22 protein-coding genes, 1 tRNA gene and 1 pseudogene are annotated in these 23,532 nt (G+C 54.8%); 16 read left to right on the forward strand and 8 right to left on the reverse strand.

The annotated features are described in order from the left end of the window. The 3 genes and pseudogenes from NCN04_RS00450 to NCN04_RS00460 all read left to right on the forward strand — a co-directional run. Window positions 1-186 (forward strand): annotated as a pseudogene (locus tag NCN04_RS00450) (Pex protein); the annotation flags it as partial. Between the two features lie 31 nt (window positions 187-217). Continuing rightward, entirely contained in the window at window positions 218-772 is a 555-nt protein-coding gene (locus NCN04_RS00455) for a cofactor assembly of complex C subunit B (protein WP_048347936.1), read from the forward strand. Between the two features lie 11 nt (window positions 773-783). Next, on the forward strand, window positions 784-1,683 hold the full coding sequence (locus NCN04_RS00460) for an N-acetylmuramoyl-L-alanine amidase (RefSeq protein WP_250394827.1): 900 nt from the start codon (window positions 784-786) through the stop codon (window positions 1,681-1,683). On the opposite strand, the gene hemF is transcribed toward NCN04_RS00460, so the two are convergent. Further along, entirely contained in the window at window positions 1,610-2,695 is a 1,086-nt protein-coding gene (gene hemF, locus NCN04_RS00465) for an oxygen-dependent coproporphyrinogen oxidase (RefSeq protein ID WP_250394828.1), read from the reverse strand. The two genes, NCN04_RS00460 and hemF, sit on opposite strands and share 74 nt — an antisense overlap. A 114-nt stretch (window positions 2,696-2,809) precedes the next feature. Here hemF and NCN04_RS00470 point away from each other — a divergent pair, with 114 nt between their 5' ends. From NCN04_RS00470 to NCN04_RS00505, 8 genes are all read left to right on the forward strand, one after another. After that, complete coding sequence (locus NCN04_RS00470; RefSeq protein WP_048347933.1) at window positions 2,810-3,886, forward strand: Mrp/NBP35 family ATP-binding protein; 1,077 nt, start codon at window positions 2,810-2,812, stop codon at window positions 3,884-3,886. Window positions 3,887-3,888: 2 nt separating this feature from the next. Then, window positions 3,889-5,160, forward strand: a complete 1,272-nt coding sequence (gene rodA, locus NCN04_RS00475) for a rod shape-determining protein RodA (protein ID WP_048347932.1) — start codon at window positions 3,889-3,891, stop codon at window positions 5,158-5,160. A 7-nt stretch (window positions 5,161-5,167) separates the two neighbouring features. Further along, window positions 5,168-6,577 carry a sensor histidine kinase gene (locus NCN04_RS00480; protein WP_250394829.1) on the forward strand — a complete coding sequence of 470 codons (1,410 nt, stop codon included), beginning with the start codon at window positions 5,168-5,170 and terminating at the stop codon, window positions 6,575-6,577. Window positions 6,578-6,671: 94 nt separating this feature from the next. Then, on the forward strand, window positions 6,672-7,103 hold the full coding sequence (locus NCN04_RS00485) for a photosystem I reaction center subunit II PsaD (protein WP_250394830.1): 432 nt from the start codon (window positions 6,672-6,674) through the stop codon (window positions 7,101-7,103). A 47-nt stretch (window positions 7,104-7,150) separates the two neighbouring features. Beyond that, entirely contained in the window at window positions 7,151-8,683 is a 1,533-nt protein-coding gene (locus NCN04_RS00490; protein WP_048347929.1) for an anthranilate synthase component I family protein, read from the forward strand. Next, window positions 8,680-9,825 carry a glutamate--cysteine ligase gene (gene gshA / locus NCN04_RS00495; protein WP_250394831.1) on the forward strand — a complete coding sequence of 382 codons (1,146 nt, stop codon included), beginning with the start codon at window positions 8,680-8,682 and terminating at the stop codon, window positions 9,823-9,825. Before NCN04_RS00490 ends, gshA begins: the two co-directional genes overlap by 4 nt. Further along, the gene (gene ppc, locus NCN04_RS00500) at window positions 9,822-12,833 is read left to right on the forward strand and encodes a phosphoenolpyruvate carboxylase (RefSeq protein ID WP_250394832.1); all 3,012 of its coding nucleotides are present in this window, start codon (window positions 9,822-9,824) and stop codon (window positions 12,831-12,833) included. Before gshA ends, ppc begins: the two co-directional genes overlap by 4 nt. Continuing rightward, entirely contained in the window at window positions 12,834-13,295 is a 462-nt protein-coding gene (locus tag NCN04_RS00505; protein WP_048347927.1) for a hypothetical protein, read from the forward strand. It begins immediately after the preceding gene. Window positions 13,296-13,316: 21 nt separating this feature from the next. Here the strand turns inward: NCN04_RS00505 and NCN04_RS00510 are convergent. Next, a tRNA-Arg gene (locus tag NCN04_RS00510) sits at window positions 13,317-13,390 on the reverse strand. 104 nt (window positions 13,391-13,494) lie between these two features. Between NCN04_RS00510 and recF the strand changes: the two genes are divergently transcribed. Further along, window positions 13,495-14,592, forward strand: a complete 1,098-nt coding sequence (recF, locus tag NCN04_RS00515) for a DNA replication/repair protein RecF (RefSeq protein WP_250394833.1) — start codon at window positions 13,495-13,497, stop codon at window positions 14,590-14,592. Between the two features lie 30 nt (window positions 14,593-14,622). Then, the gene (gene speD / locus NCN04_RS00520) at window positions 14,623-15,144 is read left to right on the forward strand and encodes an adenosylmethionine decarboxylase (protein WP_250394834.1); all 522 of its coding nucleotides are present in this window, start codon (window positions 14,623-14,625) and stop codon (window positions 15,142-15,144) included. Window positions 15,145-15,159: 15 nt separating this feature from the next. Here the strand turns inward: speD and gad are convergent, their stop codons facing one another. Next, window positions 15,160-16,554, reverse strand: a complete 1,395-nt coding sequence (gad, locus tag NCN04_RS00525) for a glutamate decarboxylase (RefSeq protein WP_250394841.1) — start codon at window positions 16,552-16,554, stop codon at window positions 15,160-15,162. A gap of 84 nt (window positions 16,555-16,638) precedes the next feature. Next, window positions 16,639-17,466, reverse strand: coding sequence for an ATP-dependent sacrificial sulfur transferase LarE (gene larE / locus NCN04_RS00530; RefSeq protein WP_250394835.1), 828 nt, complete (start codon window positions 17,464-17,466; stop codon window positions 16,639-16,641). A gap of 72 nt (window positions 17,467-17,538) precedes the next feature. Between larE and NCN04_RS00535 the strand changes: the two genes are divergently transcribed. Then, entirely contained in the window at window positions 17,539-18,732 is a 1,194-nt protein-coding gene (locus NCN04_RS00535; protein ID WP_250394836.1) for a cob(I)yrinic acid a,c-diamide adenosyltransferase, read from the forward strand. 176 nt (window positions 18,733-18,908) lie between these two features. On the opposite strand, the gene NCN04_RS00540 is transcribed toward NCN04_RS00535, so the two are convergent. From NCN04_RS00540 to NCN04_RS00555, 4 genes are all read right to left on the reverse strand, one after another. Then, window positions 18,909-20,126, reverse strand: coding sequence for a hypothetical protein (locus NCN04_RS00540; protein ID WP_250394837.1), 1,218 nt, complete (start codon window positions 20,124-20,126; stop codon window positions 18,909-18,911). After that, the gene (locus NCN04_RS00545) at window positions 20,113-20,436 is read right to left on the reverse strand and encodes a hypothetical protein (RefSeq protein WP_250394838.1); all 324 of its coding nucleotides are present in this window, start codon (window positions 20,434-20,436) and stop codon (window positions 20,113-20,115) included. Before NCN04_RS00545 ends, NCN04_RS00540 begins: the two co-directional genes overlap by 14 nt. 568 nt (window positions 20,437-21,004) lie before the next feature. Beyond that, entirely contained in the window at window positions 21,005-22,168 is a 1,164-nt protein-coding gene (gene moeB / locus NCN04_RS00550; protein WP_250394839.1) for a molybdopterin-synthase adenylyltransferase MoeB, read from the reverse strand. Then, a complete protein-coding gene (locus NCN04_RS00555; RefSeq protein ID WP_245407204.1) occupies window positions 22,080-22,625 on the reverse strand; it encodes a M67 family metallopeptidase in 546 nt (181 codons plus the stop codon). The genes moeB and NCN04_RS00555 overlap by 89 nt, the downstream gene beginning before the upstream one ends. A gap of 89 nt (window positions 22,626-22,714) precedes the next feature. On the opposite strand from NCN04_RS00555, the gene NCN04_RS00560 reads away from it, so the two are divergent. Next, window positions 22,715-23,101 (forward strand): CAAD domain-containing protein, encoded by a 387-nt coding sequence (locus tag NCN04_RS00560; RefSeq protein WP_048347920.1) that lies wholly within the window; start codon window positions 22,715-22,717, stop codon window positions 23,099-23,101. Between the two features lie 43 nt (window positions 23,102-23,144). Continuing rightward, window positions 23,145-23,486: a CAAD domain-containing protein gene (locus tag NCN04_RS00565; RefSeq protein WP_250394840.1), complete on the forward strand. Its 342-nt coding sequence runs from the start codon at window positions 23,145-23,147 to the stop codon at window positions 23,484-23,486. The last annotated feature ends 46 nt before the right edge of the window (window positions 23,487-23,532 follow it).

The raw sequence follows: 23,532 nt of genomic DNA on the forward strand, positions 1-23,532 counted from the left end.
GTTCTGCACCAAGCCGTTGATTTCCTGAATCAGCAAGAACTGCTCGATTGCTATAGCAAGCGTTGCCCGAGCCGCGGCCGTCCTCGCCGAATGCTCCATCTTCATGAAGAAGCCAGAGCCGAGGCTGAGCGGTTGATGGAACCATGGCATCGCTGGCTCCTCGAACATGAAACCGTGACCACCTAGAACAGGTGGACTAAAAAACAAAACGCGGCGGATGCCAACCACACAGACATCCACATTGTTGCTGACTCTGCTGTTGGCGATCGGACTCGTTTTTTTTCTACGGGCTGCCAGCAAAGATCGCACCACAGTGGTGGAGGTGCACTCCCCTAAACCAGCGCTCGAAGTCATGGAAGGGCTCTGCACGTGGCTCGAGAGTCGCGGTTGGATTCGCGATGGCGGCGATGCAGAGCGCTGTTTGCTCGAATATCGGGGGCGTGTGGCCTCTAGCAACCCCTTAGCAGTGCTGCTTTCTCTTCTCGGCGGGGTTGGAGCAGGTTGCCTTGGACTTGTGCTGCGTGAGCTCAACCCATCTCTTGGATGGTGGCCGGTCTCGATCGTCCTCCTAGGACCTCTCGCCGGATGGGTTTATAGCCAACGGGCTGCCCGTCAGGAGGGGATCCAAATCCGTTTGATCGAACCAGCACCCCAAGAGGGGAGCACCCTCAGGCTTCGGGCGCACCGCGATGAATTGATCGCCCTTGAGCTTGCCCTAGGAGAACCGCTTGAACTTGCCAGCGATGGCTCCTTGCTCTCCTCCCCCATCTGAAACTGAAACCCATGCCTCTCATTCCGGCCTGGATGCAACGCAACCGGGCCATCATCCCGATCAGCGTCACCCTGCTGTCCATGGTCGCCCTGGTTCTCACTCAGGCCAAAGAGCACAGCCTCTCGATTCAAGCCAGTGCCGCTGGAAAGTCGGACAGCACTCTCCCTAAACAACCGGTCTGCCCAGCTCCAGCCAACCCTGACCCATTACTGGGAGCTAGGACCCGTAAACCTGGCCGCTGGGTGGGAACCACCCCTATGGCGAAAGACTCTCCCATCGTGGTCATGGCAGGTCATGCCGACTCCCAAGGGATGGACAGTGCTGGCACCCCTGGGTTTGCCGTTGGCGTGAAAAAGCAAGCGCCGATGGATGCACGAATGCGCGACGAGCTGTACTGGAATTTGAAGGTTCAAAAGGCGGTCGTTCGCCTTGGGAAAGCTCGATCTCTCAATATCAGCGCCTACAACCCACCAGCTCTCACGATCCGCAATGACAACCACCCCAAGACCAACTGGTCGCAAGCGAGGATGCGCTCAGCCAAAGGCGAATACATCCTCGAAATTCATTTCGATGCCTATAGCCCCTATGGATTCGGTTCAGGCTTAATCCCAGCCATCAATAGACCTCTCAACACGATTGACGAAAGTCTGGGAAAGGCCTTTGGGCGCTTCCCGAGACTGTTCCGAGGTGGATTAGGCGGGCCCCGACGGGGAATCGGCATTCTCGAAATTGGAATGCTGGAACCACCGCTCGAGCAGAAGCTCCGCAATCCCAACACCCAACGCCAAACGATCGATTGTTTGGCGCTGCGCGTTGTGGATGCTTTGGAGCAGGGCGTCAATCGATCGCCTGATGGGGGCGACAACGGTCCTCAAGGGTCGGATCCCCAAACCAATCCTGAGGACAGGTAAAGAGATCTGTCAGCAATTCTTCTCGGGATCCTTCTGGGGCTCGATAGCCGTACTGCCAACGTGCCATCGGCGGAAGAGACATCAAGATCGATTCGGTACGTCCATTGGTCTGCAGTCCAAAAATCGTGCCCCGATCCCAGACCAAATTGAATTCCACATAGCGGCCACGTCGGTAGAGCTGGAATTGACGCTCTCTCTCTCCATAGGGAAGCGGATTGCGCTTTTCCACAATCGGTGTGTAGGCAGGCAAGAAGGCTTGTCCACAAGCGTGAGCGAGATCGTGCAGCTGATCCCAGCCAAGGCGAAGTGAGCCGATCTCAGCGGCTTGACGCGCCGCAGGTCCCTCAGGATCCTGCCCCCGATACAGGCGACCACTGCCATCTTGGTAGTCGTAAAAAATCCCTCCGATGCCTCTTGTCTCCTTGCGATGCTTCAGGAAAAAATATTCGTCGCACCAAGGCTTAAACACGGTGTAAAGCTTGGGATCGATGGAATCACAGGCCCGCTTGTGCTCGCGATGGAAGTGTCGGGCGTCCTCAAGAAACGGATAAAAAGGCGTGAGATCAGCACCACCTCCAAACCACCAAACAGGGCCCGCCTCGAAATAGCGATAGTTCAAATGAACGGTCGGGATGAAGGGATTGCGCGGATGCAAGACCATCGACGTTCCCGTTGCGAACCAGGGATGACCTTTCGCGTCAGGACGCTGCTTGAGGATCGATGGTGGCAATTCTTTGCCGTGAACCTCGGAAAAATTCACCCCTCCCTGCTCAAACACCCGTCCCTCGGTCATCACCCTCGAGCGCCCACCACCACCTTCCGGACGATCCCAACTTTCTTCTTGGAATTGAGCGCTGCCATCCAGTTGCTCCAGACCAGCGCAAATTTCATTTTGGAGGCCTTGCACCAGCGCGCGGGCTCGCGTGCGGGAATCGGACGGCGGTCGCTCGCCCGTGGCATCCGAGGAGAGCAAGATCTTGCCCTTGAGGCGCTTGAGTAGGGAGCGAACCATGAACTGGCGATCAACGATCAATCGACCCTTTCAGCCTGACAGAGGTCCCGACAAGCATGTGTGAAGGACTGTCATGGGCAGCGCCCCTAGGATCCACACCAAAGCAACAGTTGCATGGCCACAGCAGAACAGGCAGCTGAGTTGCTGAAAGGGATTGTGGATTCAGGCAGCAATCGGTCTGTTGTGGATCTCGGTTGGCTCGATCGCGTACGCATTGATCCACCCCGGGCAGTGCTCCGCCTCAATCTCCCTGGCTTTGCCCAAGGTCAACGGGACCGCATCGTCGCTGAAGCACGGGAACGCCTCCTAGCCCTTGAAGCCATTCAGGACGTTCAAATTGAAGTTGGCACCCCACCGTCTCAAGGTGGCATTGGTCAAGCCGGCCATGGCCAACCAGCCGAACGCCAGCCCATCCCTGGTGTCAAACAGGTGATTGCCGTTAGCAGTGGAAAAGGAGGGGTCGGCAAAAGCACAGTGGCGGTCAATCTTGCTTGCTCACTAGCAAAACAGGGACTTCGTGTTGGCTTGCTCGATGCCGATATCTACGGGCCCAACGCCCCGATCATGTTTGGTGTTGCCGATCAAAGCCCTGAGGTCAGTGGCTCTGGTGAAGATCAGCGAATGATCCCACTGGAAAGCTGCGGGGTCGCCGTGGTCTCGATGGGGTTATTGATCGAAGAAAACCAACCCGTGATCTGGCGCGGACCAATGCTGAACGGGATTATTCGACAATTTCTCTACCAAGTGGACTGGACCGAGCGCGATGTCCTGATCGTGGATCTTCCTCCCGGAACTGGCGATGCCCAACTGTCCCTGGCCCAGGCCGTGCCGATGGCCGGAGTGGTGATCGTGACCACACCACAAAAGGTGGCTTTACAAGATGCCAGGCGTGGCTTGGCCATGTTCCTTCAGATGGGGGTTCCGGTTCTTGGCGTCGTCGAGAACATGAGTGCCTTCATCCCACCAGATCAGCCCGACAGGAGCTATGCCTTGTTTGGATCGGGAGGAGGGAAGACCTTGGCAGACGCCTTCGACGTTCCTCTCTTGGCCCAGATTCCGATGGAAATGTCAGTGCAGGAGGGCGGCGATCAAGGCCAGCCCATCAGCATCAGCCATCCCGACTCCGCCAGTGCTCAAGCCTTCAAAGAGTTGGCTGAGACAGTTGGCAACAGCCTTCAAGCGATCAGCTGAGCATGAAAATTGGCCCGATGAGTCGTGAACACAGCCTGTTCACCCTCAACCGGCGACGCAAAGGCTGGCAACTCAAGGAACCGGTGTTGTGGGGTGTCCCCCTCGCCATGGTGATGGTGGCGGGTCTCTTAATCGCAAGCACCCAGCGCCAAGCTGATTACGCCGATTGGTATCACCACTGGATCACGGCCGCTGTCGGCGTTGTGATCGCTCTCGTAACAGCAAGGCTGCCATTGCTGCGGCTAAAACCACTGCTGATTCCGATCTATGCCATCACTGTGATCAGCCTGGTCGCCGTTCGCCTGATCGGCACCACTGCTCTGGGCGCTCAACGCTGGATCAGCATCGGCGGGGTGCACGTGCAACCGTCGGAGTTCGCAAAATTGTCGGCCATTCTGTTGCTGGCTGCGGTACTCGATCGGCACCCTGTCGAAAGGCCCGTCGATCTGCTGCGTCCACTGGGGATCATCTCGATTCCTTGGTTGCTGGTGTTTATCCAGCCCGACCTCGGAACATCGCTCGTCTTTGGAGCGCTGCTGCTCACGATGCTCTATTGGTCTGGCATGCCGATTGAGTGGCTCGTGCTGCTGCTCTCACCCTTGGCTACGGCCTTGCTCGCTGGACTGTTCCCCTGGGGACTCGCTGCCTGGATCCCGTTAACCATGATCATTTCCTACCGATCGTTGCCATGGAAACGGGTGGCGCTTGCACTCGTGATGATCGTGCAATCTGCTGCGGCCCTCATCACCCCATGGATGTGGATGCACGGTTTACAGGACTATCAACGTGATCGCCTCGTGCTGTTTCTCGACCCAGCGAAAGATCCCCTGGGAGGCGGCTACCACCTGCTGCAAAGCACCGTTGGAATTGGCTCGGGAGGATTGTTCGGGATGGGGCTCCTACAAGGGCAACTCACGAAATTGCGCTTTATTCCTGAGCAGCACACAGACTTCATCTTCAGTGCTCTCGGAGAAGAGACTGGATTCTTAGGCACGATGTTGGTTGTTATCGGATTTGCACTCTTGATGGGTCGCCTGCTTCAGGTGGCTGGGCAAAGCCGTTCTGACTTCGAATCGCTCGTGGTGATTGGCGTCGCCACCATGCTGATGTTTCAAGTTGTCGTGAACATCTTCATGACCATTGGCCTGGGTCCTGTCACGGGTATTCCCCTTCCATTTATGAGTTACGGCCGAAGTGCAATGGTCGTGAATTTCATAGCTCTGGGGCTATGTCTTTCGGTATCGAGGCGCTCCAAACGGGCCCTAAACCGATGAGCCAGTGATGTTGCTCCAAACCATTCACCAACAGATGGCGCAGGGAGTGAGCTCGGGAGGCTCCGATGACTCGACGGCTCGGCGCATGTGGTGGGCTGCGTTGGAAACGCTTCAGGAAACGCTCCTACAGAACGAAGAAACACCAGCTGGAGTGTGGCTTGCGGCCCCCCTACCGGCCCTCTATGCACCCCAACTCCTGAACAGCCTGCAGGGGTGGGTCTGGGCACCTCAGGCACTCGGAGCGCTGACATCACCCAGCACAAGCCTCCTCCCTCCAGACCTCTTAAGAGCTCGCCAGAGCCAAGGAGGAGCAACCCAGTCGTTGAAAGCATCGACCTTCAGACGTCTACCGCTCCACGAAGACGACAGCCATGACCCGCTCTTGGTTGTCATCACGGCCAAAGTGCAAATCGCCCTAGCCCTTCATGGAGGCCCAAGCCAACGTCAGCTGCTCATGCGCAGTGAGCCTGAAACCCTTGGCAGCGTGCTTGGCCTCATTGAACAGAGGCTGAAACTGGATGCCCCCGATCAAGCCCTGGCTCTTCATCAAGCCCTCGAGGCGCTTGGCCCGCTGGAAAGCAGCAGTGCCCTGGGGCAAACGTTTTGGCCAAGCCTGGCCGTAAGACTTGCGAGCATGGCACCCACCGTGACGTTGCAGGCGTCGACATCAGCTCCCGCCCAGAGCCATCAGCAGCCACAAACGACGATTGAACAGGGATTGGCGGCGAGCAAGGCCGATGAAGAGTTGTCCTTGCTTGAGGCAATCGCCCATGAAGTGCGCACACCTCTCTCAACGATTCGCACCCTGATCCGATCTTTGCTCCGGCGCAATGACTTGCCCAAGACCGCCATCAAGCGCCTTGAAATGATCGACACCGAATGCAGCGAACAAATTGACCGGTTCGGCCTGATCTTTCAGGCGGCAGAACTACAGCGCCAGCCAGAAAGTCCCTCTGTTCTGGCTCAGACTGATCTAGGCAGCATGATCGGCCTGTTGACGCCCTCCTGGGAACAGCAGCTCCAGCGGCGGGGCATTGAACTGAGCCTTGCAATCGCCAGCAATCTTCCATCCGTTCTTAGCGATCCAAGTCGCCTGGAACCAATGCTGGGAGGCTTGGTGGATCGCTGCAGTCGAGGTCTTCCCAGCGGAAGCCAGCTCGTTCTCACCCTTCAACCCGCGGGAGCTCGTCTCAAGTTGCAACTTCACGGCCAAAATCCTGCAGAACGTGGAGAGGGGCTCGCCAGTCCAGAACCAATCGCCCAGCTTGGTCCCGTGCTGAGCTGGAATCCAGACACGGGAAGTTTGCAGCTCAGTCAGACCGCGACGCGGCGCTTACTCGCCCGACTGGGTGGCCGGCTCACCCAGCGACGGGATCGGGGTTTAACCGTGTTTTTCCCTTTGGCCCCGCATTGTTGACGGGTGTGAAGATTCCAGGCCAGAACGGCGATCAGGCCCGATACCCAATGCTAATTTTCTGGACATCACGGCATGCCGAATTTCGAGGTCAGCTATGACAGCATCCGCCTTAACCGGTCAGCTTCCCCAGTACATCGGCAGCACCGGCGGCCTGCTCAACTCCGCGGAAACTGAAGAGAAGTACGCGATCACCTGGTCCAGCACGAGCGAGCAAGCCTTCGAGCTCCCCACAGGTGGAGCCGCCATGATGTCTTCTGGCGAAAACATCATGTATTTCGCACGTAAGGAACAGTGCTTGGCTTTGGGCACCCAACTCCGCACCAAATTCAAGCCTCGGATCGAAGACTTCAAGATCTATCGGATCTTCCCTGGTGGCGACACCGAGTTCCTGCATCCAGCGGATGGCGTCTTCCCCGAGAAAGTCAACGAGGGACGTCCGATTGTTGGACACAACCCAAGAAGTATCGGAGCGAACGGCAATCCTGCCAATATCAAGTTCAGCGGTCGCAACACCTACGACTCCTGACCAACGTTCGGCCATGATGCCCAGCGGTCGGCTGCAACAATCTCCTCATGCTCAGCCCCGACCGCTCCGCCTTTTTTGAAGCAGCTCGCTGCGGTGCAACGTTTATCCCCGTAGCCCATAGCTGGCCCGCTGATCTAGAAACCCCTCTCACCACCTGGTTGAAGGTCGGTGAGGGCCACCCGCCTGGGGTCTTACTCGAATCCGTCGAAGGTGGCGAGAACCTTGGACGCTGGAGTGTGATTGCCTGTGATCCTTTGTGGACGCTCTCAGCCAGAGGGGACGTTCTGACGCGCCGCTGGAGAGATGGCTACGAAGAGAGCTTTCAAGGCAATCCGCTCGAGGTTCTTCGTGAATGCACGAATGCCTATAAGCCCGTCTCTCTCCCAGGGCTTCCACCCCTAGGGCAGTTGTATGGGATGTGGGGATATGAGCTCATCCGTTGGATCGAACCCAGCGTTCCCGTCCATCAAGCCGACGAAAACGCCCCACCTGACGGCGTTTGGATGTTGATGGACAGCATCTTGATCATCGATCAAGTGAAGCGTCTGATCACTGCAGTCGCTTACGGGGATTTGAGCAGCACCAGGGCCGCGGCCAAGACCGCAGATCAAGCCTGGGATGGTGCCATGGGTCGCATCCAGATGCTTGAGAACCGCATGGCTTCGCCTCTGCCGCAGGTCCGTCCTCTGGGCTGGAAACCTGCGGCAAGGCCCACACCAGAAACTGAAAGCAATCGATCTCCTGAGAACTATCAACAAGCCGTTGCCACGGCCCAAGAACACATCGCCGCAGGAGATGCCTTCCAGCTCGTCATCAGCCAACGACTGGAAACACGCGTCTCTCATCCCCCCTTAGAGGTCTACCGAAGCTTGAGGATGGTCAATCCATCTCCCTACATGGCCTTCTTTGATTTCGGAGATTGGTACCTGATTGGTTCAAGCCCTGAAGTCATGGTCAAAGCAGAACCAGACCAGGGAGGTATTCGTGCCAGCCTGAGACCCATCGCCGGCACACGCCCTCGCGGGCGCAATGAGTTAGAAGATCGAAATTTTGAAGTCGATCTGCTTGCTGATCCCAAAGAACGGGCTGAGCACGTGATGTTGGTTGACCTTGGCCGCAATGACTTAGGCAGGGTTTGCACTGCGGGCACGGTGGATGTCAAGGAGCTGATGGTGATCGAGCGCTACTCCCATGTCATGCACATCGTGAGCCAAGTTGAAGGACGATTGGCCCAAGGTCGAGACATCTGGGATTTACTGATGGCCTCGTTCCCGGCAGGAACAGTGAGCGGCGCTCCAAAAATCAGGGCCATGCAGCTCATTCATCAGCTCGAACCCGATGCTCGAGGGCCTTACTCTGGCGTCTACGGTTCTGTAGATCTAGCCGGCGCTCTCAACACGGCTATTACCATTCGAACGATGGTGGTCCGTCCTCACCCTGAAGGGGGATGGAAGATTCAAGTCCAGGCCGGCGCTGGCGTCGTAGCCGATTCCGACCCCGCGTCTGAGTATCAAGAAACCCTGAACAAGGCCCGCGCCATGCTCACAGCTCTCGCTTGCCTTGAGGATTCAGGGACATGATCCAAAAGCTCAGACTCAAAGGGTTTGAAGTGGAGCTGTTCACCGGTCGGAGAACCGGTGAAAATGTTGGTGTAGCAGAGCTGGTCAAGCAGGATCTGACTGAATTTTGCGTTGAACCCGATCACCGCAATCTGGAATACATCACAGAGCCTGAATCCGATTACGGAAAACTCAAAGAGGCCCTTCTGGCCCCGCGCCGGCGCCTACGGACATGGCTTGAAGAACGAGATCTCACCTTGCTCCCAGGCAGCACTCTCACGTTGGGAGATGCCACGCGATTTGAACGATCCAATCCAAATGACCCTTATCACGACCTCATCGAAGCCACCTACGGCACCACTGTCGTCACGGCCAGCATTCATATCAACCTTGGGATCAGTGAACCGGCCGATTTATTTGCAGCTCTTCGGCTTGTGCGTTGTGAAGCCGCCCTTCTGCTGGCTCTGAGCGCCAGTTCACCCTTTCTCAACGGCCAGATCACTGGCGTCCATTCGCAACGTTGGCTGCAATTCCCCCTCACTCCCAAACACGTTCCCCTGTTTCGCGATCTAGAGCATTTCGTGGAATGGACTGACACTCAACTGATGGAAGGGCGCATGCACAATGTGCGCCATCTCTGGACATCAGTCCGTCCCAATGGTCCAAAACGGCCCTTTGACCTCAATCGGCTCGAGCTACGAATCTGCGATTTAGTCACCAATCCAGATCTGCTGCTGGCGATAACAGCCCTGATGGAACTGCGAGTGCTGATGTTGCTGCGGAAGCCCGATCAACTCGACCCCTTCAAGGCAAGTGACCTGAGCGCGGATCAGCTCATGGTGCTCAGTGATAACAACGACACCGCTGCGGCTAGGCATAGCCTCGATGCGCAGTTGCTGGATTGGCGTGATGGTCGCCAACGTTTATGTCGCGACTGGCTGAGGGACCTGATCAATGCCGTGATGCCCGTAGCGCATGAGCTTGAAATGGCGTCCTGCCTGCTCCCTCTCGAATCCGTTCTTGCGGAAGGGAATCAAGCCATGCGTTGGCTCAAAGGGATCGAGAGCGGACGCAGCCTTGAAGAGGAATTCCGCACTGGAATTCTTGCGATGGAACAGGAAGAACAGCTGATCGACAGATCCCTGGCTGATGCTTTGGGATGATCATGACTCCATCTGATAGCGGTTTCCCATCGATGCCTTCGTCCTCAGCCCTGATTCCTGAGAGCACACAGCCCAGGGCTGATGGCAATGAAGCCGGCGATGGACAGCTCCTGCAACAACGCCTTGCTCTTGTTGAAGACCTTTGGCAAACCGTTCTGCGCAGCGAATGTCCACCGGAGCAGGCCGAGAGACTCCTGCTCATGAAGCAGCTCAGTGATCCGGTCCTTCCTGGCGAGCATCCCGCTGGAACCGATGCACTGATTGATCTCATCAAGGAGATGGATCTTGCCGAGGCCATCGCTGCAGCAAGAGCATTCTCGTTGTATTTCCAGCTTGTCAACATCCTGGAACAACGCATCGAAGAGGACACGTATCTCGAGAGTATTAATCGATCACAGGACCAAGCAGAGCAAGTGGATCCATTTGCTCCGCCACTAGCGACCCAGACCGAACCGGCAACGTTTAGAGAATTATTTGAGCGCCTGAGACGTCTCAACGTTCCCCCAGCACAGCTGGAGTCTTTGCTCCAAGAACTTGATATCCGTTTGGTCTTCACGGCACACCCCACGGAGATCGTGCGACATACCGTGCGCCATAAACAGCGGCGCGTTGCCAGTCTCCTGCAGCAACTTGAGACGCAGCCAATGACACCCTCAGGGGCTACTGACAGCGTGCGACTACAGCTTGAAGAAGAGATCCGACTTTGGTGGAGAACCGATGAGCTCCATCAGTTCAAGCCATCAGTTCTGGATGAAGTGGACTACGCCCTCCATTATTTCCAGCAGGTTCTGTTCAATGCCATGCCGCAGCTGCGGCGCAGGATCGTCGCTTCCCTTGCTGCGAGCTATCCAGACGTCAAGGTTCCCTCTTCATCGTTTTGCACATTTGGATCATGGGTGGGATCCGACAGGGATGGGAACCCGTCAGTCACCACTGAGATCACCTGGCGTACAGCCTGTTATCAGCGCCAATTAATGCTCGACCGGTACGTCAGTGCCGTTCAACACCTTCGCAATCAACTCAGCATTTCCATGCAATGGAGCCAGGTGAGTGCTCCACTGCTCGAATCGTTGGAAATGGACCGCCTGCGCTTCCCAGATGTCTACGAGGAGCGCGCGACCCGATACCGGCTTGAGCCCTATCGCCTCAAGCTCAGCTTTGTGCTTGAGCGCCTACGTCTCACCCAGTTGCGCAACCAGCAACTAGCAGATGCGGGCTGGCGAACCCCTCCTGAAGGATTGCCGTCCTGTGCACCAGGCAACGCACCAGGTGATGCGCTCCACTACGGCTCGATCGCTGAGTTCCGCAGCGAACTTGAACTAATCCGAACCAGTTTGGTCAACACTGATCTGAGCTGTGAACCTCTCGACACCCTGCTCACCCAGGTGCACATCTTCGGGTTTTCACTCGCAGGTCTCGACATCCGCCAAGAAAGCACGCGACACAGTGATGCACTTGACGAACTAAGCCGCTACATCAATCCAGATCGAGCCTACGGAGAGATGGACGAGGCCGAGCGTGTGGCCTGGTTGATGGAGGAATTGCAAACGCGGCGCCCTTTGATTCCTCCCGCTGTGAGCTGGTCTGCGGCCACAGCGGAAACGGTAGACGTGTTCCGGATGCTGCACCGTTTGCAGGATGAATTCGGCAGCCGTATTTGCGGGACCTACGTGATCTCGATGAGTCACAGCGTCTCGGATCTACTCGAGGTGCTTCTACTCGCAAAAGAAGCGGGATTGGTGGATCCTTCGGCTCGCCATGCCGACCTCCTTGTCGTCCCACTATTCGAGACCGTGGAGGACCTCCAAAGGGCGCCTGAGGTGATGGAGCAACTGTTCGAGACCCCGCTCTATCGAGATTTACTGCCTCAGGTCGGCACCCAGGGGCTACTGCTGCAAGAGCTCATGCTCGGGTACTCCGATAGCAATAAGGATTCAGGATTTCTCTCCAGCAACTGGGAGATCCATCAAGCCCAAATTGCCTTGCAAGATTTGGCTTCTCGTCAGGGCATTGCCCTGCGTCTCTTTCACGGGCGTGGTGGCTCTGTCGGACGTGGTGGTGGTCCGGCCTATCAAGCGATCTTGGCTCAGCCCAGTGGCACCCTGCAGGGACGCATCAAAATTACGGAGCAAGGCGAAGTTCTGGCCTCGAAGTACAGCTTGCCTGAGCTGGCTTTGTACAACCTGGAAACAGTGACCACCGCAGTTGTCCAAAACAGCCTGGTGACCAACCAACTCGATGCGACACCCAGCTGGAATGAATTGATGTCCCGGGTCGCCAAGAGCTCACGCCGCCATTACCGAGCCTTGGTGCACGACAACCCTGATCTTGTGGCCTTTTTCCAACAGGTCACTCCCATCGAAGAAATCAGCAAACTGCAGATTTCCAGTCGCCCCGCACGAAGGAAAACAGGTACTCGAGACCTCTCCAGCCTAAGGGCCATTCCCTGGGTGTTCGGCTGGACTCAGAGCCGCTTTTTACTCCCCAGCTGGTTTGGGGTTGGTTCGGCTCTCAGTGAAGAGCTGGAGGCGGATCCAGACCAACTCACGTTGTTGCGCATCTTGCATCAGCGCTGGCCTTTCTTCCGCATGCTGATCTCCAAAGTGGAGATGACCCTCTCCAAAGTGGATCTCGACCTGGCGCGTCATTACGTGACCAGTTTGGGCAGTGCTGAACACCACGAGGCATTTGAGAAGATTTACGCGACGGTGGCTGAGGAATACGCCCGAACCAAGGGGCTTGTCTTGGCCATCACAGGCCAGGAGAGACTCCTAGATGCCGATCCCGCCCTGCAGCTCTCGGTTGATCTCCGCAATCGCACGATCGTTCCGCTTGGTTTTCTTCAAGTCGCTCTATTGCGGCGACTGAGAGATCAAAACCGGCAACCACCCATGAGTGAATCGCCCAGCAGCGATGTAGATGGACGCACTTACAGCCGTAGCGAGCTTCTGCGCGGTGCACTTCTAACGATTAACGGAATCGCTGCTGGCATGCGCAATACAGGCTGAGTGTCACCGCTTCCATTCCGACAGCAGGCCGCGGCACCACGACTGCCTGCCCATTACCGGCTACAGACCGCCCCCGATCCCAGCGGTGAGGCGATTAATGCTCTGCTGATCTCCTGCGGTGAGCCCGCCCATCCCCTGGAGCGTTGGTCCTTGGCTCTCAGTCGCAGCCTCTGGCAGCTCAGCATCATCGACGAGCGCGATCAAGCTCTTGTTGGTTTTATTCGAGCGACAAGCGACCTGGCACTGAATGCCAATCTCTGGAACCTCGCCGCCTGTCCTGGTGACGATCAGGACTTGCTATTGAACGCCTTGCTGCATCACTCGCTTGCACGCTTGAAAAAAGAATTACCAGGGTGCAGCATTTCAATCTCCGCACCCGCAATTGCGCTTCAGGGATTAAAAAAACAAGGTTTTATTCTTGACCCTGGCGGGATTCGAGCCATGGGCTTGAGGCTCCGATGAAGACTGGAGCCTGATCTTTGACGAGCATGGAGGGACTCGAACCCCCGACCCTCAGAACCGGAATCTGATGCTCTATCCAACTGAGCTACATGCCCCTGCGGCTGCCGCAACAGCTGCCGGTATTGATCGGCAAAACCAGCCGATCCAAGTACCTTAGCGACACGACGCATTAGGACCAATTCGGCTTCTCCAGCTTCAAATGCAGGGCTTTCGCAACCACAGCAACCTGCAGCTGGAGATTGAAGCACCACGCCTTCTCGTGATCGGTAGCAACGGTGTGGGCAAGTCAAACCTGCTGGAATCGGTGGAGCTCCTCGGAAGCCTGCGCTCACATCGCTCCAGCCAGGATGGGGACCTTATCCACTGGGACGCCAGCCGTGCACTGTTGAAGGCAACGTGCGCAGACCAGCAGATCCTTGAGCTTGAACTGCGTCGCCGAGGCGGACGCCAAGCCAAGCGCAATGGGAAACCACTCCAACGACAACTGGACTTAATTGGTCCCCTGAGATGCGTGGGTTTTAGCGCTCTCGACCTGCATCTCGTGAGAGGCGAACCAGCCCTGCGCCGCCAGTGGCTCGATCGTGTCGTCCTTCAACTGGAGCCTGTTTACGCCGATCTCATCAGTCGCTACGGGCGCTTGCTGAGACAACGCGCACAATTCTGGCGTCGGGGAGGTCTGTCCTCCGGGATGGAACCTCAGGCGCTCCTCGAAAGCTTTGATACCCAAATGGCTTTGGTGAGCACACGCATTCATCGCAGACGTCTCAGAGCCCTTGCACGATTAGAGCCCTTAGCAGCGGTGTGGCAAGACAGGTTGAGCGAGGGACGTGAACATCTCCAGCTTTGTTACACCCCAGGCAGTGCACTGATCGGAGAAGAGCAAGAGGAAGCCTGGCGACTTGCGATTGAGCAACAGCTCAGAGAACAGCGCAGCGAAGAAGAGCGTTTAGGGAGCTGCCGGGTTGGTCCTCATCGCGATGAAATCGAAATGCGGATTAATGGAACAGCCGCAAGACGCTTCGGCTCAGCTGGCCAACAACGCACCCTGGTCCTGGCCTTAAAAATGGCGGAATTACAACTGGTCGATGAACTCTGCGGCGAGCCGCCCCTTCTTCTGCTCGATGATGTCTTGGCTGAACTAGATCCCACCCGGCAACTGGCCCTCTTAGAGGCCGTTGGAGAAAACCATCAATGCCTAGTCAGTGCAACGCATCTCGACGCATTTGAGGGTGGCTGGCTTGAGCAGTCGCAGATTCTCAATGCCGACAACTTGAGATCACAGTCCGAGGCGCGGTAGGGTCGCGGGCCATTTGCATCAAGCATCTTGATGGAGCAGTCCTTGTCCAGCCTGCACCCCAACCCGGGATGGGCGACTACAGAGCGCACGACAAACATCAGCTCCGTTGCTGCGAACAGCTGCGCGACCGAAAGCGGTGCAACCGACACCAGTGCAACCGACATGGTTGGCAAACACTGTATTCTCGAGCTCTATGACTGCGATCCCTCAAAGCTCGACGACGAAACTTTTCTGAGAGACACCATCACGACAGCAGCCCAACGTGCTGGTGCAACTCTGCTCAACCTGATCACACACCGCTTCGAACCCCAAGGGGTCACGGGTCTTGCTCTTCTGGCTGAATCCCACATCTCGATCCACACCTGGCCTGAAAACGGATATGCAGCCGTGGATGTTTTCACCTGTGGAGATCACACGATGCCGGAGAAAGCCTGTGAAGTGCTGTCCGAAGAACTATCGGCTGGTCGTCATGCACTGCGCAGCTTCCTACGGGAAACACCGGCCGCGCTAGGAACTACCGAGCGAATGCCGGCCATCCCGATCGCTGCCTAAGCGCCTGACCTGAGTTCAGAGGTGGTTGTAAGAAGCCCCCTCTGCGGCGGCAAGATTGCTCGTAATCGGATGTTTTTGGAAATGTTGAATGGCTTGACTAATGTCTTCCAGCAGCAGGTCTGCCATATCGCGAGTGAAATCTCGCTTCACCAAAATCCTCTGGAATGCGGTTGATTCAAGTTCGCCCGTGAAGGGATAGGCAGGCACCTGCCATCCCCGCATTCGCAAGCGATCAGCGAAGTCATACAAGTTGAATCCATGCTTCGGATTGTCATCCAGAGTCCAAACCACAGTGGGAATTCCCTGGTCTGGGGCACCGTCATGAATGATTTTGAAAAGATCCATCTCCTTTAATTGTCCCGCGAAATACTGCGCATTGGCATGACTGGCCATGTGCAGCATTCGATAGCCCTCTCGACCTAAACGCACAAATTCGTGATATTGAGCAATCACCTGACCAGCGGGTCTTGAAAAATTGATCTGGAATGTCGGCATGTCCCCACCCAGATACGTCACATGAAAGACAAGCTCTTCAGGCAGATCTTCCTTGCTGCGCCAGAGAACCCAGCCAACACCAAGGGGCGCCAACCCAAACTTATGACCTGAAGCATTAATAGATTTCACGCGTTCCAAGCGAAAATCCCACAGGGGGAGATCCGGTGCGCAGAACGGAGCCAAAAAACCACCACTTGCCGCATCCACGTGAATCGGTACATCAAGACCCGTACGTGCCTGAAGATCGTCCAACGCCTTGCTAATCGACTCAATGTCCTCATAGAGGCCGTGATAGGTCACACCAAGCGTGGGTACAACAAAAATCGTGTTCTCATCCACAGCCTCAAGAACGCGCTCAGGGCTGATGCACAGTTCACCAGCAAGCATCTCTAATTCACGCATTTCAATATCCCAATAACGCGCAAACTTCTTCCAGCAGATCTGCACACTTCCACACACCATATTGGGCTTATCTGTTGGCAAGCCTGCAGCCTCGCGACGTTTGCGCCAACGCCATTTGGCGGCCATCCCGCCAAGCATGGCTGCTTCACTGCTGCCAATCGTGGAGCATCCAACTGCGGCGCCAGGCGCATTCCACAAGTCGGCCATCATCGAGACGCAACGACTCTCAAGCTCAGCCGTCTGAGGATATTCATCTTTATCGATCAGATTCTTGTCCACCCCAATGGTCATCAACTCCATCGCACTTTGCGCTTGATAGGTCTGACAAAACGTGGCTAAGTTCTGCTTACTATTGCCATCAAGAAGCAACTCCTCTTTCAAAAGTTGGACTGTGGAATTCCCTTCGCGCCCTGCTCCAGGAAAATGATGCTTTGGCAGAGGGGTGAGCATGGCATCAACCATCGCCTGCTCCTCACTGTCACGGAGATGATGACGGGATTGATGCAGTGCCACAAAACAGTATTCGTCTTGATAAAAACTATTCAGAGTGAGCAACCAGCGCCACAGTCGTAACGAAGTGAACGACTGATCGATCGACTACACGCGATTGAGCTTGCCGCTCACCAGGCCCTCCACATCCACACTCACCGAGGTGAAACCAAAACTGAGAAGGGTTTTCACCAGCTCTTGCCGCAGCGAGGGCTGCAAAAGATCGGTCATTCGCTCCTCTGGAACCTCCACCCGAGCGGCCAGTCCTTGGCTACGCACCCGAACCTGATCGAATCCCTGCTGAATCAACCAGGCCTCTGCCTGTCCAACCCGCTGTAGACGTTCACGACTGATTGATTCTCCGTAGGGGAAGCGGGAGGCAAGGCAAGGCTGCGCAGGCTTATCCCACCAAGGGAAACCCAGCGCCCAAGACAAACGGCGAACGGTCGCCTTCGTGATGCCAAGTTCAGCTAGAGGAGAGCGAACACCAGCTTCCTTCGCTGCCGCAATCCCAGGGCGATGATCTCCAAGATCATCCTGATTAACCCCATCAAGCACAAGGGCGCCATTGGCTTCAGCAGCAATCGGAGCGAGATGGCGATGCAGCTCTCGCTTGCAGGCATAGCAACGATCCTGAGGATTACTGGAGTAATCAGGATCCTCAAGCTCAAGGGTAGACACCTCCTGATGTCGCATCCCAAGCCAGGCCGCCTGCTGGCGCGCTTCCAAGAGGAGATGGGGCGCTAGGGAGGGCGAAACGCCCGTAATCGCTAAGGCCTGCTCACCAAGCTGTTCATGAGCAATCGCTGCGACGAGGCTGCTGTCGACACCTCCCGAATAGGCCACACACACGTGCTGCTGAGACGCCAAGGAATCACGCAAACGCTCCAAGACGTCATGTTCCAGCTCTGACAAAGATTCGAGCTGTCGGAACATCACGTTGGTCACTGCCTTCGCTTCAAATCTCTGTATGCTCCCAGCGTAAGAAGACTCATCCTTTTGCTGCCAATGGATGCAGTCTCATCCGGTACATCACAAACCAACCGTGCACGCAGCAACCGCGGCGTAGGAATCGTCACCGCTGCAGACAGCCGCGAGCGCAGCCTTGGTCAGCTTCATGTTTATGACGGAGAGGGCAAGGGCAAAAGCCAAGCAGCCCTAGGTGTTGTACTGCGCACCATCGGGCTTGGGATCTGCGAGCAAAGACGCACCCGAGTTCTGTTGCTTCGATTCCTCAAAGGTCCGGGACGGGCGTACGACGAAGATGCCGCGATCGAAGCGCTGCAGCAGGGTTTCCCCCACTTGATTGATCAGGTTCGAACAGGAAGGGGAGACTATTTCAGTGTGGATGAGGTGAAACGCTTCGACCGACAGGAAGCTCAACGGGGCTGGGATATCGCCAAAGGAGCCATTGCGAGTGCTTTGTATTCCGTTGTCGTTCTCGATGAACTCAATCCAGTGCTGGATCTCGGCTTACTAGAAACCGAAGACGTGATCCGGTCACTGAAGAGCCGCCCTGAAGGCATGGAAATCATCGTCACCGGGCGAGGAGCTCCACGCCCATTAGTGGAGATCGCAGATCTTCATTCTGAGATGCGCGCTCACCGACGCCCGGAGGTCGATAACAACGCCGCGCTGTCGTTTCTAACGCCAGGCGGCATCGAGATTTACACCGGTGAAGGGAAAGGGAAATCCACCAGTGCCCTCGGAAAAGCTCTTCAAGCGATCGGCAGAGGAATTAGCCAAGACAAGAGCCATCGCGTTCTGATCCTCCAATGGCTCAAAGGAGGCAGTGGGTACACCGAAGACGCAGCGATCGCAGCCTTGCGTGAAAGTTATCCCCACTTGGTCGATCACCTTCGCTCAGGACGTGATGCCATCGTGTGGCGTGGACAGCAACAACCCATCGACTACGTGGAAGCAGAGCGAGCCTGGGAAATTGCGCGAGCTGCAATCGCGAGTGGCCTCTACAAAACCGTAATCCTCGATGAGTTGAATCCCACCGTGGATCTCGAACTTCTTCCGGTGGAGCCCATCGTTCAGGCCTTGCTCCGTAAGCCAACAGAGACGGAGGTGATCATTACCGGCCGGTGCAAACATCAACCAGCCTATTTCGACCTTGCGAGCGTCCATTCAGAGATGGTGTGCCACAAGCACTACGCCGAGCAGGGCGTTGATCTCAAGCGCGGTGTGGATTATTAGCGATTTTCGAGGGTTAGAATTAAGAAGACACAAAGAGAATGGCCTCGGCCTGATAGACAAGAAGGCTAAACATTGATCCAAGCGGGAAAAGTCAAGGGCGCAAGTATGCAGCGATAGTCAAAGCCCTCATGAAGGAGAGTGTCACTTGAACTTATCCATATATAGATAGGGGAGACTCAGGAGGGGGGTATGTGACTCAAAAAATTACTGTATTCAGGTGCACCGAAAAATTGCCAAGGAAGAAATACCATAGAGCAGATTAATATCGATGCAAGAGTTATCATAGGGAAAAGATTTTTCTTGAGTCTGCCCATAAGCAGAAAAGGCAAAAAGATACATAGTATCAAAACCAAATACGTAATAATTGCGGCGCCATCCACCGGAGCCTGAGAAGAGGTATGATAAGAATGACCGCTCAGATGAATAACCAAGCAAACCCATCTATACAACGCAGCCGAACACAAAACAACAAAGGCAGAATATGCATTGTCAACATGCGAGACAAAGTCTCCAGACATGGCACTTCTAATCGAGGCAATCAAAAGTCCCACAATAATCAGGGGCAAGGCTCCATAAGTTGCTTGATTTAAAGGCGTCCGTAAAACATAAATCGAACTCAAAACTCCTGAAATGGCCATAACTGGAAGAGCGGCAAATGCAACGAATGAACCCACACGTCGATGCCACAAAACCAATGCTTTAGTCCTATTTTTTCGCAACATTAACATCCATTGGAACATAATAAGACAGGCCAAAACAGATGCGCTGATGGCATGAACAGCTACGACGTCTTCAGTATTCAACGCGATTCCGAATGGATAAACCATCCGAGAAGGGACAAAATAATCATTGACGCCCCAGAGATTCGTGAAATACCATTGCTTGAATGACGGGAAAAAAACTACGTTGGAATATCCAATAATTCCAACAAAAGCAAGCAAGACTGGTCCAATAGCAGAACTCTCATCACTAACAGATTTGCCCATAGACATTAAGATTAGAGGCATGGTTACAAAGCCTCCTAAACCCCAAAGGTGCCATAAGCTATGAGAAGGAGTCACCCAAATCATCCAAAAAACAACAGCCACCAAACTGATGTAGGCAATCAATGCAGAGCGCCAACTCAACAAAGGGAGAGCAAGAGGTATTTTTTTCATAAACCAAACGAAGGAATCAACAGCAGATTGAGAACAGCAAATGCAATCTAATGATATCGTAGGGATTAGACAAGAAAGTGCAGCAAGAAGAATCGGCCATTTCGCTTCGTCACTTACCACACTAGGCATAGCCTTATTTTGACTATCGAGTTCTTTGAAGGCATGCCCAGTGATGAAGTGATTGCGGACGTTATCAATCCCTAAGGCAGGCCAAGCAAGGGATTCAGGAATGGACACAGCGTTGATAGAGCCAGTGCAAACTAGTTTTTCTTAAGATGTTTCTATTGGCACGGAAAAGCTTGCAGCCTTCATTGATTATCGATTGAATCCAAGGATCTTCAAGGTCCACCTTGCCTTTCTCATCCAAATCCATCAATCTGTTGCAGATGGATATTCTCACCAGCATTGATGATCTTCCTTCTAAGTCCGCACCAAAACAATTTTCTGACCGGCGTTTTTCAATGATCTGCTGAAGGGCATTCACCAATTCAGCCCACTTGAAGACATATAAGTTCCGCCGCTGGTAAGTCGCCAGCTCTTTGATCATCGGGATTTCATCTATCACTGCACGAATGAATCAATGCCTCCTCTTCCGAAGAAGAAACAGCCTCTCCTAATATTTTGAGCCGCATCCACTATGGCTTAGCTATGACCAGAAAGCAGGCGAAAACAATCAGCCCTAGATATTGCTAAACTTTATTTAAGCCTTACAGATCAGATACTGCGGCAAAGTTTTATGCGATTCCAAATGCTACAGTGCTCATTCTAATTAACACATAGGTTTGCCTACATTCAACACGCGCATCAAAGGCTACGAGCCAGCTTCAATGGACAGGACTTGCAATGCAGAACAATCGTGAAAAAACTAAACCTCTGGAGCAGACTTAGATTGTGACAACCATGAGGCTTTTTATTATTGTTATTGCAATATTGAAACTCTTGATGATCACGAGATGCCGGCCTCTTGAGCCTGGAGCGTCAGTCCAAGATCATCCATCATCAATGCACCGCCTTAAATAGGGTGACCGGCGGATCACAGATTTAATTACATTTAATGCTCTTTCAAAGGAATAAGCACCAATATCAAGCGCGGTGTTGACTACTAATCGTTGGGCTCAGTAGCGCGGAACGGAGGGGTCAATCTGCTCTGACCAGGCATCAATCCCACCTTGCACGTTGATTGCATCAATGCCGTGGGTTGCGAGAAGTTCCACGGCCTTGGCCGAACGTCCTCCAAGTTTGCAGTGCACATAAACCGTTTTGCTCGCTGCGATGGCCTTGATTCGCTCGATCACCTCCTCACTCTCCAGAGTGGCCAAGGGGATCAATTCAGAGCCAGCAATCACAGCAACCTCTGCTTCTGCTGGATTTCGGACATCGATCAAAGCCAAAGCATGGTCCTGATCAAGCAGTGCCTTGAGCTCCACCACAGAAATACTTGTCATCACCTTTGAATTCCCCCCGGAGATCGAGCGTCCGGCCGTGCAGAACGCTTCGTAGTCAATCAGCTTTTCGATTGGGGCGCGACTGGGCCTTCGTTTCAACGTGAGCTCTCGAAAACGCATCGACAAGCCATCCACTAACAGCAACCGACCATCCAGAGGAGTTCCAATCCCAGCAATCAGCTTGATGACCTCAGCGGCCTGAATCAGGCCAATCAAGCCAGGCATCACGCCCATCACTCCACCGTCAGCGCAGGAGGGCACAAGTCCTTGCGGCGGCGGCTCTGGCACCAGGTCTCGATAATCCGGTGACTGACTCCCGAGATTGAACACACTCACCTGTCCTTCAAAGCGCTGGACTGAGCCATAAACAAATGGTCGCTTGGTCAAGACACAGGCGTCGTTAATCAAATACCGACTGGCGAAATTATCCGTTCCATCAACCACCACGTCATACGCAGCAAAGAGCTCAAGTGCATTGTTCGCGGACAAGCGAACGCAATGGTCCTCTACCCGACACAAAGGATTGAGGTCTTCAATTCGAGAGCGCGCTGATGACGTTTTGGTCTGCCCCACCGTTCCAGTGCCATGGATCACCTGACGTTGCAGGTTGGAGGGCTCAACAATGTCGTCATCCACAACCCCAATGCGACCAACCCCAGCGGCCGCCAAATAAAGAAGAAGTGGAGACCCAAGCCCACCTGCACCAATACACAACACGGAGGCAGCTTTTAAACGCTGCTGTCCCTCAACGCCCACCTCTGGGAGCGTGATGTGGCGGGCATATCTGGTCTTTTCCTCTCCACTGAGCTGAGGAGTACCCCCCGCTTCCGTCATGGCGAATCCCCAGTTCTCCTGGGAAGGACTTCAGAGGAGTCTCCCCCATGACCTGAATCGACAGTGGATGCACCTCGGCGAGAGCGCAACGGGGAGCCTCCACCTCCAGCCACCAAGCCGCTACCTCATGGTTATTTCCCATGATCAGCATCAGTCCAGAACTCACAGCCCAGAGACGATCTCTGCGACTGGGAACAAGGGAAGCGGTTGGATGGGAATGGGCACTGCCAAGTACTTTGAATGAGCGCGAGCGGGCCCACCGTTGCGCAGCAATTTGCTCGCGAGGATCCAGCTCAAAACGATCATGGTTTTGCTGCTCCACCATGTTTCGGCAAGGCCAGATCAACTGCACGCGCCATTCGTCTGAAGCTGAATCGGGAGCGTCATGGCGTTGCCCGAGCAACAAGGCACAGCCTTCAGCAGGTGCTTGCGCCAGAAGATCATGACGGAGAACCATCAGACATTCCGCACCAATGAGCAACTGGGATGGCGCTTGTGAAGAAAGACCGATACTCTCAGCCAAAATCTGCCTTAGGCATTAGTTACATGAGCGAGGAGTCCACCACCCCGACGAGTGATTCAACTTGGACCGCTGACACCAGCGAACCATCCACCAGCGCAGAGACCGCTAACTTTTCTGAGCGCTACAGCGAGATTCTCGGGAAAGTCAACGAGACCCTAGACAAGGTGGACTGGAGCAAAGCCGGTCGTATCGGCAAAGTCGTTGGAATTTTTGCAGCGGTCATCGTTGCTCAAATTCTGATTAAGGGCATTCTCGACACCATCAATCTTCTTCCTGTCGTACCAGGACTGCTTGAGCTGCTCGGCGTTGTAGTGGTTGGCCAATGGAGCTGGAAAAATCTGACCACAAGTGAAAAGAGAACCGCATTAGTCAATCGCGTTCAGACCATGCGTAGTGAATACCTCGGCTAAAGCCTGCTTCATTTCCTCTCTCAGTCACAACACCATTGACCTCATGGCATTCAGCGAACCAACCACCAGCGCAGAGACCACTAACTTCTCTGAGTTCTACAGCGAGATTCTCGGGAAAGTCAACGAGACCTTAGGCAAGATGGACTGGAGCAAAGCCAGTCTTATCGGCAAAGTTGTTGGAATTTTTGCAGCGGTCATCGTTGCCCAAATTCTGATTAAGGGCATTCTCGACACCATTAATCTTCTTCCTATCGTGCCAGGACTACTTGAGCTGCTCGGCGTTGTCGTGGTTGGCCAATGGAGCTGGGAAAATCTGACCACAAGTGAAAAGAGAACCGCATTAATGAATCGCGTTCAAACCATGCGCAGTGAATACCTCGGCTGAAGCCTGATTCATTGTCTCTCTGAGTCACAACAACAATGACCTCATG

The organism is Synechococcus sp. MU1655 (assembly GCF_023630655.1).
Taxonomy (GTDB): Bacteria; Cyanobacteriota; Cyanobacteriia; order PCC-6307; family Cyanobiaceae; genus Synechococcus_C.

Excerpts from the sequence above, each read along its gene's own strand:
- NCN04_RS00560 (WP_048347920.1), top strand. The coding sequence starts at position 22,715 with ATGAGCGAGGAGTCCACCACCCCGACGAGTGATTCAACTTGGACCGCT.
- gshA (WP_250394831.1), top strand. The coding sequence starts at position 8,680 with ATGATCCAAAAGCTCAGACTCAAAGGGTTTGAAGTGGAGCTGTTCACC.
- NCN04_RS00455 (WP_048347936.1), top strand. The coding sequence starts at position 218 with ATGCCAACCACACAGACATCCACATTGTTGCTGACTCTGCTGTTGGCG.
- NCN04_RS00460 (WP_250394827.1), top strand. The coding sequence starts at position 784 with ATGCCTCTCATTCCGGCCTGGATGCAACGCAACCGGGCCATCATCCCG.
- moeB (WP_250394839.1), bottom strand. The coding sequence starts at position 22,168 with ATGACGGAAGCGGGGGGTACTCCTCAGCTCAGTGGAGAGGAAAAGACC.
- speD (WP_250394834.1), top strand. The coding sequence starts at position 14,623 with ATGGAGCAGTCCTTGTCCAGCCTGCACCCCAACCCGGGATGGGCGACT.
- NCN04_RS00535 (WP_250394836.1), top strand. The coding sequence starts at position 17,539 with ATGGATGCAGTCTCATCCGGTACATCACAAACCAACCGTGCACGCAGC.
- NCN04_RS00480 (WP_250394829.1), top strand. The coding sequence starts at position 5,168 with ATGTTGCTCCAAACCATTCACCAACAGATGGCGCAGGGAGTGAGCTCG.
- larE (WP_250394835.1), bottom strand. The coding sequence starts at position 17,466 with ATGTTCCGACAGCTCGAATCTTTGTCAGAGCTGGAACATGACGTCTTG.
- hemF (WP_250394828.1), bottom strand. The coding sequence starts at position 2,695 with ATGGTTCGCTCCCTACTCAAGCGCCTCAAGGGCAAGATCTTGCTCTCC.
- NCN04_RS00470 (WP_048347933.1), top strand. The coding sequence starts at position 2,810 with ATGGCCACAGCAGAACAGGCAGCTGAGTTGCTGAAAGGGATTGTGGAT.
- NCN04_RS00490 (WP_048347929.1), top strand. The coding sequence starts at position 7,151 with ATGCTCAGCCCCGACCGCTCCGCCTTTTTTGAAGCAGCTCGCTGCGGT.
- NCN04_RS00555 (WP_245407204.1), bottom strand. The coding sequence starts at position 22,625 with ATGGTTCTCCGTCATGATCTTCTGGCGCAAGCACCTGCTGAAGGCTGT.
- ppc (WP_250394832.1), top strand. The coding sequence starts at position 9,822 with ATGATCATGACTCCATCTGATAGCGGTTTCCCATCGATGCCTTCGTCC.
- NCN04_RS00565 (WP_250394840.1), top strand. The coding sequence starts at position 23,145 with ATGGCATTCAGCGAACCAACCACCAGCGCAGAGACCACTAACTTCTCT.
- recF (WP_250394833.1), top strand. The coding sequence starts at position 13,495 with ATGCAGGGCTTTCGCAACCACAGCAACCTGCAGCTGGAGATTGAAGCA.
- NCN04_RS00485 (WP_250394830.1), top strand. The coding sequence starts at position 6,672 with ATGACAGCATCCGCCTTAACCGGTCAGCTTCCCCAGTACATCGGCAGC.
- NCN04_RS00545 (WP_250394838.1), bottom strand. The coding sequence starts at position 20,436 with ATGATCAAAGAGCTGGCGACTTACCAGCGGCGGAACTTATATGTCTTC.
- rodA (WP_048347932.1), top strand. The coding sequence starts at position 3,889 with ATGAAAATTGGCCCGATGAGTCGTGAACACAGCCTGTTCACCCTCAAC.